At 40.0% G+C, this 13,529-nt stretch carries 13 protein-coding genes; 3 read left to right on the forward strand and 10 right to left on the reverse strand.

Features of this window, described 5'->3' with window-relative positions; all coding sequences use genetic code 11:
• Positions 1-13 precede the first annotated feature (13 nt).
• Positions 14-256 carry a DUF1294 domain-containing protein gene (locus L2764_RS04725; protein ID WP_248939092.1) on the reverse strand — a complete coding sequence of 81 codons (243 nt, stop codon included), beginning with the start codon at positions 254-256 and terminating at the stop codon, positions 14-16.
• 299 nt (positions 257-555) lie between these two features.
• Complete coding sequence (locus L2764_RS04730; RefSeq protein WP_248939093.1) at positions 556-1,032, reverse strand: hotdog fold domain-containing protein; 477 nt, start codon at positions 1,030-1,032, stop codon at positions 556-558.
• 278 nt (positions 1,033-1,310) lie between these two features.
• Between L2764_RS04730 and L2764_RS04735 the strand changes: the two genes are divergently transcribed.
• On the forward strand, positions 1,311-2,240 hold the full coding sequence (locus L2764_RS04735; protein WP_248939094.1) for a polyprenyl-phosphate transporter: 930 nt from the start codon (positions 1,311-1,313) through the stop codon (positions 2,238-2,240).
• Between the two features lie 309 nt (positions 2,241-2,549).
• On the opposite strand, the gene L2764_RS04740 is transcribed toward L2764_RS04735, so the two are convergent.
• Positions 2,550-2,894: a DUF3634 family protein gene (locus L2764_RS04740; RefSeq protein WP_248939095.1), complete on the reverse strand. Its 345-nt coding sequence runs from the start codon at positions 2,892-2,894 to the stop codon at positions 2,550-2,552.
• Between the two features lie 243 nt (positions 2,895-3,137).
• Here L2764_RS04740 and L2764_RS04745 point away from each other — a divergent pair, with 243 nt between their 5' ends.
• Both L2764_RS04745 and gabT read left to right on the forward strand, forming a co-directional pair.
• Positions 3,138-4,586: an NAD-dependent succinate-semialdehyde dehydrogenase gene (locus L2764_RS04745; protein ID WP_248939096.1), complete on the forward strand. Its 1,449-nt coding sequence runs from the start codon at positions 3,138-3,140 to the stop codon at positions 4,584-4,586.
• Between the two features lie 33 nt (positions 4,587-4,619).
• The gene (gene gabT, locus L2764_RS04750; RefSeq protein ID WP_248939097.1) at positions 4,620-5,894 is read left to right on the forward strand and encodes a 4-aminobutyrate--2-oxoglutarate transaminase; all 1,275 of its coding nucleotides are present in this window, start codon (positions 4,620-4,622) and stop codon (positions 5,892-5,894) included.
• Between the two features lie 26 nt (positions 5,895-5,920).
• On the opposite strand, the gene L2764_RS04755 is transcribed toward gabT, so the two are convergent.
• From L2764_RS04755 to leuS, 7 genes are all read right to left on the reverse strand, one after another.
• Positions 5,921-6,457 (reverse strand): MATE family efflux transporter, encoded by a 537-nt coding sequence (locus L2764_RS04755; RefSeq protein WP_248939098.1) that lies wholly within the window; start codon positions 6,455-6,457, stop codon positions 5,921-5,923.
• A gap of 16 nt (positions 6,458-6,473) precedes the next feature.
• Complete coding sequence (locus L2764_RS04760) at positions 6,474-7,001, reverse strand: hypothetical protein (RefSeq protein WP_248939099.1); 528 nt, start codon at positions 6,999-7,001, stop codon at positions 6,474-6,476.
• A 268-nt stretch (positions 7,002-7,269) separates the two neighbouring features.
• Entirely contained in the window at positions 7,270-7,977 is a 708-nt protein-coding gene (locus L2764_RS04765) for a hypothetical protein (protein WP_248939100.1), read from the reverse strand.
• Between the two features lie 409 nt (positions 7,978-8,386).
• On the reverse strand, positions 8,387-9,010 hold the full coding sequence (gene nadD, locus L2764_RS04770; protein WP_248939101.1) for a nicotinate-nucleotide adenylyltransferase: 624 nt from the start codon (positions 9,008-9,010) through the stop codon (positions 8,387-8,389).
• Positions 9,011-9,062: 52 nt separating this feature from the next.
• Entirely contained in the window at positions 9,063-10,091 is a 1,029-nt protein-coding gene (gene holA / locus L2764_RS04775) for a DNA polymerase III subunit delta (RefSeq protein WP_248939102.1), read from the reverse strand.
• 113 nt (positions 10,092-10,204) lie between these two features.
• On the reverse strand, positions 10,205-10,699 hold the full coding sequence (locus L2764_RS04780) for an LPS-assembly lipoprotein LptE (RefSeq protein WP_248939103.1): 495 nt from the start codon (positions 10,697-10,699) through the stop codon (positions 10,205-10,207).
• A 186-nt stretch (positions 10,700-10,885) separates the two neighbouring features.
• A complete protein-coding gene (leuS, locus tag L2764_RS04785) occupies positions 10,886-13,462 on the reverse strand; it encodes a leucine--tRNA ligase (protein ID WP_248939104.1) in 2,577 nt (858 codons plus the stop codon).
• Positions 13,463-13,529 lie beyond the last annotated feature (67 nt).

A 13,529-nucleotide genomic window follows, 5' to 3' on the forward strand; every position in this document is an offset into this window, starting at 1 on the left:
ATTCTCAAGAGGGTTAAAAGGGAACGAACATGGGAGTGAATAATACCGTATACATTATTAATATATTGATAATGATGACAAGATATAACCACTTTTTAAAGGGTTGTTTCTGGGTTTTATGGCGCAGTAATTTTTGAGCTATTAAAGCACCGGGCCAGCCGCATAGTAACGATAATAAATGCAATGTGCGTTCTTTTGTGCGCCATTGGGATTTTTTTGCCGCAGATTTATCAATGGCAAAGGCACAGAAAGTCATCAAGCTCATTATAAGGTAGAACAGTATTATTTTGACTGATATGAATGATAATAAATGGACGGTGATGAGTAAGCTGAGAAAAATAATAGCGAAAGTCATGATGAATGTGTGTGAATTATGTCAGTTTATGAGATTAACATTTTCCTTCTTTCACAGCATAGTATTTCATTATTTTTGCTTTAAAAGAATATTTTTTATCGATACTCAATGATTTTTTATGGCGGATTGGTATTAATATCGTTTCTCATGCTAATAGTTCAGGGCCAAAGCGATAGCTCTGGCATTGATACATCGCTGCTTTATTTAGTCGGTTTTTCTGTGATCCACAGTTTGATGGTCCCTTTGACGACGACAATGTCATTTTTATCATAAGCGGTGACATTAACGAATAAATCTCCTAGTACCCATTGTTCAGGTTTTACTTCGGCGACGCAGCGAATATCACTGTTTGCCTTAGCTGTATAATCTAAGCTCATGCCTTTAGGCAGCCAGCGTAAATGAGCGGGAATGGAAGATTCGGCCATGACGCCCATGGCCATTTCTAAGCCGTTGCAAATCGCAATCACATGAACCGTTTTGATATGGTTATGCACAGCACGTCTTTTTTTGACTAAACAGACGCAGCGGTGGGGTCGTAAGTCGGTAATTAACGGTTTAATTGTTGAAAAGTAAGGCGCCATGCGGCTTATAATGAGTGAAAAAATTTTATTGCCATAAGAGAAACGGCTGACTCTATTATAAAGTGCCATGACCTTGGTCGGTTTTGCGGTATGCATTATCGATTTCCTCTGACTGTGTTTGTTTAGGTTCTAGTTATTTGTGTGATGCATCTGGTCTGACGTCTATTTTGAGAATGTAGATTAACATTATTTTTAGCTAGAAGGCCAGTTTTGAGATGTGAGAAGTCTTTTAGGCTTTTGAGTATAACGACATGCTGTAAACTGGGTGTCTAAAAAGTCGGGTAAACTTGTCACTTTCACTTTCATTTTCTTTATTCGGTGAGTTTGGGTATATAATCCAACTCAGCCAATCACGTTTACTGTAAGGATGATGAGTGAAATACCTGTTTATTTATTTAAAAGGCCTAGCCATGGGAGCTGCTGATGTGGTTCCGGGCGTTTCGGGTGGCACAATCGCGTTTATTACTGGCATACTCGATACGTTGCTCAATAGTATCCGCAGTATCAATTTTTCTTTGTTTGGTGTGATTAAACAAAAAGGCCTAAAGGGGGCTTTCCTCCATATTAATGGTCCGTTTTTGGTGTGTTTATTTACCGGTATTATGACTAGTATTTTGACACTAGCTAAGCTAATTTCTTTTTTATTAGTGGCTTACCCAATTCCCGTGTGGTCTTTTTTCTTTGGGCTAATTTTAATATCAGTAGTGCATATGTTAAAGCAAGTGACAGGGTTCTCAGTGGCTCGGTTGGCTTTATTTGTGCTGGGTGTGGCTGTTGCTTGGGGGATCACCATGATTAACCCTATGGCACTTGAGTTTACGCGGATGAATATTTTTCTGGGGGGGTGTATTGCCATTACTGCTATGTTGCTTCCGGGTATTTCTGGGAGTTTTATTCTGGTTTTATTAGGCTTATACAGTGCGGTGTTAGGGGCGGTTAAAAGTTTTGATATTGCTGTGATGCTAACATTTATGGCGGGCGCGGTGGTTGGCTTGTTGAGCTTTAGTCATTTATTGTCGTTATTATTGCGTAAGTATCATGATGCCACTTTAGTCTTTCTCACCGGATTAATGTTAGGGACGTTAGGTAAAATTTGGCCTTGGAAGGAAACCCTAACGTGGCGAGAAAATTCGAAAGGTGAAATGGTGGCATTGCTAGAGCGTAATTTATCACCGATGCAATTTGAACACTTAACAGGACAAAATGCGTTAATGATTTGGGCGGTGATTGCGATGTTTGCAGGTATATTATTGGTTTGGGGGTTGGAGCGCTTTGCCATTAGGCATCCTAAAATTATTGAATAGGATCGGTGTTGTTTTTACTTTTATAATGTGAAGGCCAGTTTATTCTGGCCTTTGTTATTTTTGAGCAGTGGCTTGTAGACAATGGAGTAAACAGTAAATTCATTTTTTCATGCAAGAGACTGGTATTTATTCATGGCTCATTGTTCACCCTTATATCGTTTATTGGGTCTGTTATTAGCTGACTTATCTGATCATTATTTAAGGGAGTATCCTAGCAATTACATTGAAACTCAAATTGACCTAAACCCACATCCAGAGAGTTTAAAATTACGCTATGCTTTTTAGTCATTATGCTGAGATGGTATGAGGTTAGCTTGACTTTTTACTGTTATCAATTTGTTTTTTATCGTAATACTCAAAAGGAAATAAATTTCTTATTCTCTGTGTGGTGGCATTACAGACATTAGCGGAGATATTCAGTCTGACACTGTTTAATCGTTCACATTTAATGCTGCAGGTCAGCTTTTCTGTTTTTGCAATCGCTCTACATTCTTTTTCAAATTTGTCGGGGATCTTACCTTTATGTGAGGCCAATCGACCTTGTTTAAAATGCATTTCAAACAACACTAAGCCTTTTTTTCCGCTAAAAATGAGCAAGTATATAAGGGCTACGCCGAGTAAGACAAAAGCAATTTTTAATATGGTAAGAGTCATTGTCGTTTCCTTTTGACTGCATAAATTTATCCGCTTTACTACTATCAAGCATAGAGGAGATGCAAGATATCTTATCTGAATGAGATAAAGTGTCTACTAAAAATTTTGCATAATAATGTTGATTATTTACTAAGCCAACATCAGAATATTTAAGGTAAATAGTCAATATCAGGCATCGTTTTATGTGTGCCTGAACTAAGCTATATTCAGATAAATGACGTATCGTTAATTAAGGAGATTATTTTGCAATTACTCGATCCTACATTATTTCGTGAGCAATGTTATATCAATGGATTTTGGCAAGATGCTGATAGTGGGGAGCGTTTAGCGGTTGTTAACCCAGCAAATAATGAGGTGGTTGCCCATGTACCTATAATGGGAGAAAGTGAAACAAAAAGGGCAATAGAGGCTGCTAAAGTGGCTCAATTGTCTTGGCGTGCTCTGACTGCACAAGAGCGAAGCAGTAAATTGAAAGCTTGGTTTATGTTACTTATAGCGCATCAAGAAGACTTAGCTTTATTAATGACAACAGAACAAGGAAAACCCTTGAGTGAGGCAAGAGGTGAGGTGAAATATGCCGCCTCTTTTATCGAGTGGTTTGCAGAAGAAGCCAAACGGGTTTATGGCGAAACCATACCGGGACACCAAGCAGATAAACGCTTGATGGTGATAAAGCAAGCGGTTGGCGTGGCAGCGGCTATCACGCCTTGGAATTTTCCTGCCGCGATGATCACAAGAAAAGCAGCCCCAGCCTTAGCGGCGGGTTGTACTATGGTGGTAAAGCCAGCACCCGATACGCCATTAACGGCGCTTGCTTTAGCAGAGCTTGCACATCGGGCGGGGATCCCCGCAGGAGTGTTTAATGTCGTCACTGGAGATGCGGTGAGTATTGGCAAGCAACTCTGTATGAGTCCTGATGTGAGAAAGTTATCTTTTACTGGTTCGACGCCTGTCGGCGTGACCTTAATGCAGCAATGCGCTCCAACACTGAAGAAAATGTCATTAGAATTGGGCGGTAATGCGCCCTTTATTGTTTTTAATGATGCTGACATTGATGCCGCTGTTGAAGGGGCTATGGTCGCTAAATATCGTAATGCGGGTCAGACATGTGTTTGCGCTAATCGACTCTATATTCAAGAAGGCATATATGATGTTTTCGTTGAGAAATTTGTTGCGGCAGTTTCAAAACTGAAAGTGGGTATAGGCACGGAAGAGGGCGTGACGATAGGCCCGCTTATTAATGGCGCCGCAGTCGATAAAGTTAAGCATCATTTGGAGGATGCACTTGCTAAGGGAGCGCAACTGATCCCAACTCATAATGAGTCAGATTTAGGTGGGAATTTTATTATGCCTTTGATACTGACCCATGTTGATAGTCGTATGCTATTTGCAACTGAAGAGACTTTTGGTCCTTTAGCCCCTTTGTTTAAATTTAGTGATGTTGATGATGTGATACATCAAGCCAATGATACCGAATTTGGCTTAGCGGCTTATTTTTATGGTCGAGACTTATCGTTAATTTGGAAAGTAGCTGAAGCCTTAGAATACGGTATGGTGGGTGTGAATACGGGAGTGATATCGACTGAAGTGGCTCCGTTTGGCGGCATAAAGTCATCGGGTTTGGGCAGAGAAGGTTCTCGGCATGGCATTGATGAGTATCTTGAAATGAAATACATCTGTATGTCTGTTTGAATTTACCGTTAGCCATCAACTAAGGACAGTCTAATGAGCACGACAAATGATGCATTAATTCAGCGTAGACAAAAAGCGGTGGCGAATGGGGTGTCTCAAATTCATCCTATTTATGTGGATAAAGCTGAAAATGCCACTATATGGGATGTCGAAGGACGAGAGTTAATCGATTTTACGGGGGGGATTGCTGTACTCAATACAGGTCATTTACACCCCAATATCAAACAGGCTGTCATCGAGCAACTCGATCGATTTTCACATACCTGCTTTATGGTATTAGGTTATGAGTCTTATATAGAGGTGTGTGAAAAAGTGAATAGCTTGGTTCCTGGTGATTTTGATAAAAAATCAGCTTTGTTTACCAGTGGCTCTGAAGCGGTCGAAAATGCGGTGAAAGTGGCGCGTGCCTATACCCAGCGAGTGGGAGTGATCGCTTTTACCTCTGCTTATCATGGCAGGACGTTAGCTGCTTTAGCATTAACGGGTAAAGTAAACCCATACAGTACTGGTATGGGGTTAATGTCAGGAGCTGTTTTTAGGGCTGAGTTTCCTTGTTCCTTATATGGGATATCAGATGATGATGCTATTGCATCGATAGAGCGTATTTTTAAAAATGATGCTGCGCCAAGTGATATTGCTGCGATTATTATAGAACCAGTACAAGGTGAAGGGGGATTTTATGTGGCAAGCCCCGCGTTTATGAGGAAATTAAGGGCCCTTTGCGATAGAGAAGGCATTTTATTAATTGCTGATGAAGTACAAACTGGCGCGGGTCGTACAGGCACCTTTTTTGCAATGGAGCAAATGGGGGTTTGTGCCGATATTAGTACTTTTGCAAAATCGATAGCTGGGGGGGTTCCACTGTCTGGGATAACAGGCCGAGCAGATATTATGGATAGTATTGAGGCGGGTGGCTTAGGTGGGACCTATGGTGGTAACCCCATTGCTTGTGTCGCCGCTTTGGCGGTGATTGATACTTTTTCGCGTGAAAAATTACTGCAACGCGCTAATGATGTTGGGAAGCGGCTTAAGCAGTCCCTGACTAAAATGCAAAAAAATCATCAGCAAATAATTGATATTAGGGGGTTAGGGGCGATGGTCGCGGTTGAGTTGATGGAAAATGGCAAGCCGAGCCCAGAATATTGTGCTCAAATTCTCATCGAAGCGAGAGAGCGTGGATTGATTTTACTCTCTTGTGGGGCGTACGGTAATGTTTTACGCTTAATGGTTCCTTTAACGGCACCTGATGAACAAATAGATAAGGGGCTTGCCATATTAAAGGCAAGCTTTGATAGTATTTTACCTTAGGGCCAGTAAGTATTCGATTTTAGGCATTAGCACCAGATCAAGGGTAAATACCTAAATGTTTTTTGACCATGATGCTTAAGGCGATAAAGGTGCAAATAAACATGGCTGAATGCAGTACCTTGTATGCCGTAATGGGGTATGAGCAATCCATCGAGAATAATGCTTAGGGATACACTGATGAAGATCACAATAGTGACATTATGCTCTTGTCCTGTGTACTGTAACCAAGAATAAGGCATGGCAAACATCACGCTAAAAAGGTAACCGGGAACTAAAATTTGTAATGCCGTTGCGGCTTCAGGTTCGTTATGCCCAAATACAGATAGAATGGCGTGTGGAAACATGAATAAGAGTATGCTGATTGGGATGGTAAACGCGAGTATGTGACGAAACCCTTTTGCATTGAGCTCCCTAACTTCATGCATGCCCGCTTTCATTGCTGGGGTCATAAGGGGATAAAAAATAATCATAAAAGAAGATTGAATCGCAAATAATACTGAGACAGTCAGTTGAGCTGTGGCAAAGTGACCTACGGTAGCCTCTTTCCCAAAAATTTCAATCATGTAAATATCAACTTGATTAAAGGTACGTTGTAAAAAATAACAACATCATAGGAATGGATATTTTTAACCAAATAATGGGAGATGTTGGATTATTGATTTTTTGAAAACGCAGTAATCCTAACTGTTTTACTTTAACAAGTAGGTAGAACAAAACGATGAGAATAGCGGTAAAGGCTATCATAATAGCCCACGAGTCGGTGAGTTTTCCAACGACGGCATACAAGATTAAAATTAACCCTAATTTAAGGATGGGGTAAAATATCCGCCTTGGTAAAATAGTCATGTATATTAGGTTGTTATATTGAAATGTACTGCCAGCAAGCACCGTGACAGCCATCACTGGAACAATGGCTGTGGCGTACACTAGAGGATGTTGATGGCCAAAGCTGACAAAGGTTTCGGGGACCTTATAATCACCGTAATCAGCAGGAGAGAGTAAACGCGCTAACCCAACATTAAAGGCATAAACTGTCATGTACTTACTGAGTACGGTAATGATCATGATACTGGTGGTGCGTTGCAAATACTCCGTTGCCTTACCCATGTTTAATCCGTTAACTCTATGATAAAACTGGTTTGTTTGATATTTTTATTGGGAGGCTATTAACTTGATGGGATTGTTTGTTAAGCTTAGACTAAAGTTCCACCCCTATCTATTTGAAGTAATTAAAATTTTTATTATATTGGAGGATAATTGCTGACTTTAAACAGATAAGGTTCAAGTTTAAATAAACTCTAGCCTTACCTTAAATCTTGTAGATGGAGATATTGTTTGTTTTGTGATTAAGTTTATCCTGTGAATGTTAAACGTTCTAACCTAACATCATTATACCAGCTTGTTGTATAAACATTTCAGACTCAGCGACTTCAGCTTCATAATTTCTTAATACTGAGCCTGCATTTTGAATTTTACAGTCAACGTCTTGGACTTTAGTCGCAGTGTTTTCGACATCAACTTCAATGTCTTGAATATTACTAATGATATTTAAAATGCGACTATTTGTATTTTCTATCGAGCTATTAATGGTATTGAGTTCACTATCAATGACAGACATAGAGCTAGAACATGCTTTGATATTATTTTCATTGGCTTCCATTTTCAATGCATTTGCTTCAGTTCGAGATGCAATAACTTCAACTTTTTCGCCTATGACTTCTTCCACACTTTCTGCAAATTCAGCTTTTTCTGAGACAAATTTCCCTTCAGTTAATGTAAATTCAGTACTTTTAATTGCAGCTTTAATCGTTAATTCGCCGACATCGAGTTCGTAAGCCAAGCCGGTTCTCATTCGCATATCAAATCCGAAGGTATACCATTCTTCAGCGCCAAATACAGCTTTGGTTTCATTACCAAAAATCGTGGTATTACTATTTTCGACTTCAATATTGAGACCTAATACTGTCAGGGCTTTAGCATTTTTATTGGTTTGCCAAGTGCTTTCTTCTTCACTACCCTCTTCAGAGCTGCCACTTTCTTCATCAGTGGTTTCTTCGTCAGTGGTTTGTTCACTTTCGCTCATGTAATTCCCCAGCACTTACTACTTGAATTTATTTTCCAAGTTGATGTTTATGATGTATGGCGTGATGAATAAAATCGATACCCGTCAAAAAATAATAGTATTATACGCGTTATTACAGGTGAATTTTTGGGCTAATGACTTTTTAGCGTAGAACTAGGATAATTTTATTTTTCTTTATATACAATGCCTATTTCATTAAATAATCATCATAAAGGTTTCACTTATATAAAATAAAAACTAATAAAGTCATGGTTTATGTTTAATCATTTTTAGTCATGTCATTACGGTGTTTATTTTGTCATTGTTAACGTCATGTCGAGTCAGTTATTATTTTAAATGTTGTTCAATATCACTTGAATAACTTTATTGTTAATAAATTGATTTAAATGGTTTGCTTTGTTGATGTGATTTATTGGTATAAATGATGCTCTTTGATGTATTGATAAACGGGAGCCGGTAAAGCGGATTTATCCATTATTCCTTGGCTAAGTTGTTGTCTTATTTCACTCGATGAATAAGGTTGCTTTTCTATATCGACATGGTAAATAAGTCCACTCTTTTGTTGCGATATTTTATTTTTTGTCAAGCGTTTTGTATATTCGGTAAATATACTTTCATTGGGAGATAAAATGTTATTTTGGCGTTGACAAATAACTAAGTGACAAAGGTTGAAGAGTGTTTCCCAGTGATACCATTTAGGAATAGATAAAAAGGAGTCCATTCCCATTAAAAAGTAAAAATTATGTTCAGGATGGTTCAGTTGTAATTGCTCAAGACTGATGACAGTATAAGAAGGGGTACTACGTTTAGCCTCTAGATCACAGAGTGTAAATTGATTAAGCGTGTCACAAGTTTGCTTAACCATATTGAGTCTATCTTGCGCCGTGACAATAGGGCTATTCTTATGCGGGGGGATATGATTTGGCATTAACCAAATTTCATCGAGAGCTAATGTTTTTAAAACTGTTTGCGCGGGGCGAATATGACCGAAATGAAGGGGATCGAACGTTCCGCCTAAAATGCCTATATGCATGAGATGTTCCTAAAGGAGATCTTGAGTGGTATCAAGGGCAATGAAGTCAGCATTACATCTTGATATGGGCTAAATGGTTATGGGCTTCGGGATCGAATAATAAGCAGAGATGACTTACTCCTACCCAATCATCATTGCCTTGTTGTTTTAATTTCATTTCTAATGCTGATGTTTTTATCAGTAAGTTATCAATATGGGATAGCTTAAGGCGAGATAAAGCGGCTTGATAAGCGGGCTTTTTTTTATCCCAGATCCGCAGTTGACTCCAATGAGGTTGTAGTGATTCTTTATCTTCCTGAGCCGTTTTTAATTGCAGTAAAATGGTTAATTCTTTAAATAAACTCCATAATATTATGGGTAAAGCGACACCTTCCGCTTTGAGTTGAACAAGTATATGTAGGGCTTTTTTTTTCTGATTATACAGCAGTGTATCAATGAGCTGAAATACACTAAAACGAGATTGATCTTCAAAATACTGTTCTAGTTGATGGCTGTTAATCGGCTGAGTTGGGTTGAGTAACTGTAATAATTGCAAGGCTTGATCGGCTGCAAGTAAATTACCTTCATAAAGGCCAGTTAGCATTTTTTGGGCATCGCTTTCTATTTGCAATTTAAAATGGCTAATACGGTCATTTATCCAACGTTGAAATTGTGTTCCTTCAGGTGTTGGACAGGGGATAAATACGCCAGCTTCATCAATGACTTTAAACCACTTGCTTTTTGTTTGCTCTAAAGCCAATTTAGGGCCCATTATGAGTAATAAAATATCTGGATTAGGGCTCTTAAGTAAAGATTGCAGCATCGCACTGCCTTGAGTGCCTGGTTTTGCCTGAGGTAAAGTCAGTTCAATAATACGACGAGAAGAAAATAAACTTAATGTTTGCCATTGTTCGAGCAGTTCATTCCAATTAAAGTTGTTTTCTTGGGTTAATTGGATGGTTTCATCAAAGCCTTGTTTTTTTGCTTTTTGTAAGATTAGACTGCGCGTGGTTTCACATAACCAAGGATCATCACCAAATACCATATAACATTGTTTTAATGATGTGAGGTGTTTGCTTATTTGATCTGGATAAACTCTCATTGATAGGGTCTCATGCTGTACTAAGCTTAGTGTTTGGCTTAGCTATAAACTTTTTAGGTTAAGTCTTATTCATCTCTATATGCTCGGCCATCATTTCGACATATAGACTCGGATTAGTTTATTTCGATACTGGAGAGTTGTTGTATTATCTGGTCGGCGGCTTGAATACGCATTTCTTTTAATAATAGGCTTCTTTCACGACTTTTGGCGAGCGCAGCACTGGGATCGTCTAAGTATTCACGATGAATTTCAACATTAAAAGGTTGGGCTTCTTCATTCGGTAGCTGTACGGCATAAAAAACCGTGTAAGTGAGATCATATTCAGCCACGCTACCTGTCGGATAAACAGATAAAGTCATACGTTCGAGTAAGTCATTGATAATACGCAATGTGGCGACATCTTTTGACGGCGGAACGAGAGTGACTTGATTTAAACGTAATCTCTCTTTCACGAGCCGTGTCAGCTCACTATATTGATCGGGGCTGCTTAGATTCAAAGTATCGAGTTGTGTTGGGAGTTGATAGTTTCCTTGCAAGCGAAATCCACAACCTGCACTGAGTAGGATTATCAGTGTAAAAGTAGCTAAAATTATGCGTTTGATGAGCATAGGGATTATTGTTATTCCTTGGTGATCTATGCTTGATTGTATCAAGAATAGCGGTAAGTCGCATCGATACTGAAACGATCATCTGTGCTAAAGTTAAATGAACAATAGTCATGCCTGTATAGGGCTATTGTTATAGTATACTCAAGTGCTTTGAAGATACATCTTCAAAGCACTTTATTTGCTAATTTAATTAGCGACAATATTGAGTAGTTTGCCTGGGACAAAAATAACTTTCCGGACCGTTTTCCCTTCCGTGTGCTTAATGACACCTTCTTCATTCATTGCTAGTGCTTCAACCGTGTCTTTATCGGCATCCGCTGCAACGGTTATTTTAGCGCGTAGTTTACCGTTGACTTGTACAATGATGAGTTTACTGTTTTCCACTAGCGCAGCTTCATCGACTTCAGGCCAAAGCACATTTTCAATGGGATCAGTATGACCCAATTCATTCCATAAGTTAAATGTAACATGAGGAATGATGGGATAAAGTAACCGTACAACAGCCGATAAGGCTTCGGCCATCAAGGCTCTATCCTGCTGAGTGACTTGTGGTGCTTTTTGCAGGTGATTCATCAATTCCATTACCGCTGCAATGGCAGTATTGAACATTTGACGGCGACCTAAGTCATCACCGACTTTACTGATTGTTTTATGTAATTCACGACGTAGTGCTTGTTGATCTGCACTTAGGCTTGCAACATCAAGCTCACTCGTTGGACCTTGACTGATATGGTCGTGTGCCAATTTCCATAAACGCTTAATAAAGCGATGTGCGCCTTCAACGCCAGATTCTTGCCATTCAAGCGTGAGCTCTGGAGGCGAAGCAAACATCATGAATAAGCGTACAGTATCGGCGCCATATTTTTCAACCATGGCTTGAGGATCGATACCATTGTTTTTAGACTTCGACATCTTGCTCATGCCGGTATAAACCAGTTCATGACCTTCATTATCGATAGCTTTTATGACGCGACCTTTGTCATCAGTTTCGGTGACAACGTCTGTAGGGGATACCCAAACACGTGCCCCTTTTTTATTGTTATAGTAAAAAGCGTCGGCTAATACCATACCTTGTGTGAGTAAGCGTTTGGCTGGTTCATCTGAGTCGACTAAGCCTATATCACGCAGTAACTTATGGAAGAAGCGGAAATAAAGTAAATGCATGCAGGCATGCTCAATACCGCCAACATACTGATCAACTGGTAACCAGTAGTTTGCTTTGGCAGGATCCAACATGGCATCGGCATGAGGGCTACAATAGCGGGCGTAGTACCAAGAAGACTCCATGAATGTATCGAAGGTATCAGTTTCACGCAGTGCATCTTGGCCATTAATTTGGGTTTTGGCCCATTCTTTATCGGCTTTGATGGGGCTCTGAATGCCGTCCATAACCACATTTTCAGGCAAGATTACAGGAAGCTGATCTTCTGGGGTGGGGACTATGCTGCCATCGGCTAAGGTCACCATAGGGATAGGGGCTCCCCAGTAACGTTGGCGTGATACGCCCCAGTCACGTAAACGGAAGTTGACTTGACGCTTACCTTTACCTTCAGCACTTAACTTGGTATCAATGGCCTCAAAGGCGGCTTGGAAATCAAGTCCATTAAATTCACCTGAATCAAATAAAATACCTTTGTCGATGAAGGCCGCTTTACTGAGATCCAATTCGCCTTCAAGAGGCTTAATTACTCCTTTGATATTGATGCCATATTTATGGGCAAATTCATAATCACGTTGATCATGCGCAGGAACTGACATGACAGCACCAGTGCCGTAATTCATTAATACAAAATTACCGACCCAAATTGGCACCGCTTCACCTGTTAATGGATGTATAGCATTAAGGCTCGTTGCGACCCCTTTTTTCTCCATAACAGCCATTTCAGCTTCGGTTGTGCCGGCATTTTTACATTCTTCAATAAAGGCTGTGAGCTCAGCATTACCTTCAGCGGCTCGTTGTGCCAGTGGGTGGGCAGCAGCGATGGCAACATAAGTCACACCCATAACAGTATCGGGACGAGTGGTATAGATATCGAAACCATCATCACTGTCTTCTAGGCGGAAGGTCATTTCTATGCCTTCACTGCGGCCTATCCAGTTACGTTGCATGGCCTTGACTTGCTCGGGCCACTCATCAAGTGTATCTAGGTCTGTTAGCAATTCATCTGCATATTCAGTGATTTTAATAAACCACTGAGGAATTTCTTTTTGCTCAACTTCAGTATCACAACGCCAGCAGCAGCCATTAAGCACTTGCTCATTGGCTAATACTGTCTCATCATGAGGGCACCAATTGACAGAAGCGGTTTTCTTGTAGACTAAGCCTTTATCGTATAATTTGGTGAAAAACCATTGTTCCCAGCGATAATATTCAGGCGTACAAGTGGCAATTTCACGGCTCCAATCATAGCCAAAACCAAGCATTTTAAGCTGGTTTTTCATGTAGTCTATATTTTCATATGTCCACGGCGCAGGAGCAGAACTATTTTTAATGGCCGCATTTTCTGCAGGAAGACCGAATGAGTCCCAACCGATGGGTTGTAACACATTTTTACCTTGCAGTTTTTGGTAACGAGCAACAACATCGCCTATTGTGTAGTTACGGACATGGCCCATGTGCAGGCGACCTGAAGGATAGGGAAACATTGAAAGACAATAAAACTTTTCTTTGCTTTCGTCTTCAGTCACTTCAAATGTTTTGGTATTTTTCCAGTGCTCTTGCACTTTTTCTTCAATTGTTGAAGGATTATATTGCTCTTGCATCAATCATTTTCCGGCCATGCCGCCTATTATTGGAACTAACGCCATTTCTGCGCGCGTAAAATATGGG

It is taken from the genome of Shewanella surugensis (genome assembly GCF_023284005.1).
Classification (GTDB): Bacteria; Pseudomonadota; Gammaproteobacteria; order Enterobacterales; family Shewanellaceae; genus Shewanella; species Shewanella surugensis.

Coding starts and splice junctions, on each gene's coding strand:
- L2764_RS04725 (WP_248939092.1), bottom strand. CDS start 256: ATGACTTTCTGTGCCTTTGCCATTGATAAATCTGCGGCAAAAAAATCC.
- L2764_RS04765 (WP_248939100.1), bottom strand. CDS start 7,977: ATGAGCGAAAGTGAACAAACCACTGACGAAGAAACCACTGATGAAGAA.
- gabT (WP_248939097.1), top strand. CDS start 4,620: ATGAGCACGACAAATGATGCATTAATTCAGCGTAGACAAAAAGCGGTG.
- holA (WP_248939102.1), bottom strand. CDS start 10,091: ATGAGAGTTTATCCAGATCAAATAAGCAAACACCTCACATCATTAAAA.
- L2764_RS04740 (WP_248939095.1), bottom strand. CDS start 2,894: ATGACTCTTACCATATTAAAAATTGCTTTTGTCTTACTCGGCGTAGCC.
- L2764_RS04755 (WP_248939098.1), bottom strand. CDS start 6,457: ATGATTGAAATTTTTGGGAAAGAGGCTACCGTAGGTCACTTTGCCACA.
- L2764_RS04760 (WP_248939099.1), bottom strand. CDS start 7,001: ATGGGTAAGGCAACGGAGTATTTGCAACGCACCACCAGTATCATGATC.
- nadD (WP_248939101.1), bottom strand. CDS start 9,010: ATGCATATAGGCATTTTAGGCGGAACGTTCGATCCCCTTCATTTCGGT.
- L2764_RS04730 (WP_248939093.1), bottom strand. CDS start 1,032: ATGCATACCGCAAAACCGACCAAGGTCATGGCACTTTATAATAGAGTC.
- L2764_RS04780 (WP_248939103.1), bottom strand. CDS start 10,699: ATGCTCATCAAACGCATAATTTTAGCTACTTTTACACTGATAATCCTA.
- leuS (WP_248939104.1), bottom strand. CDS start 13,462: ATGCAAGAGCAATATAATCCTTCAACAATTGAAGAAAAAGTGCAAGAG.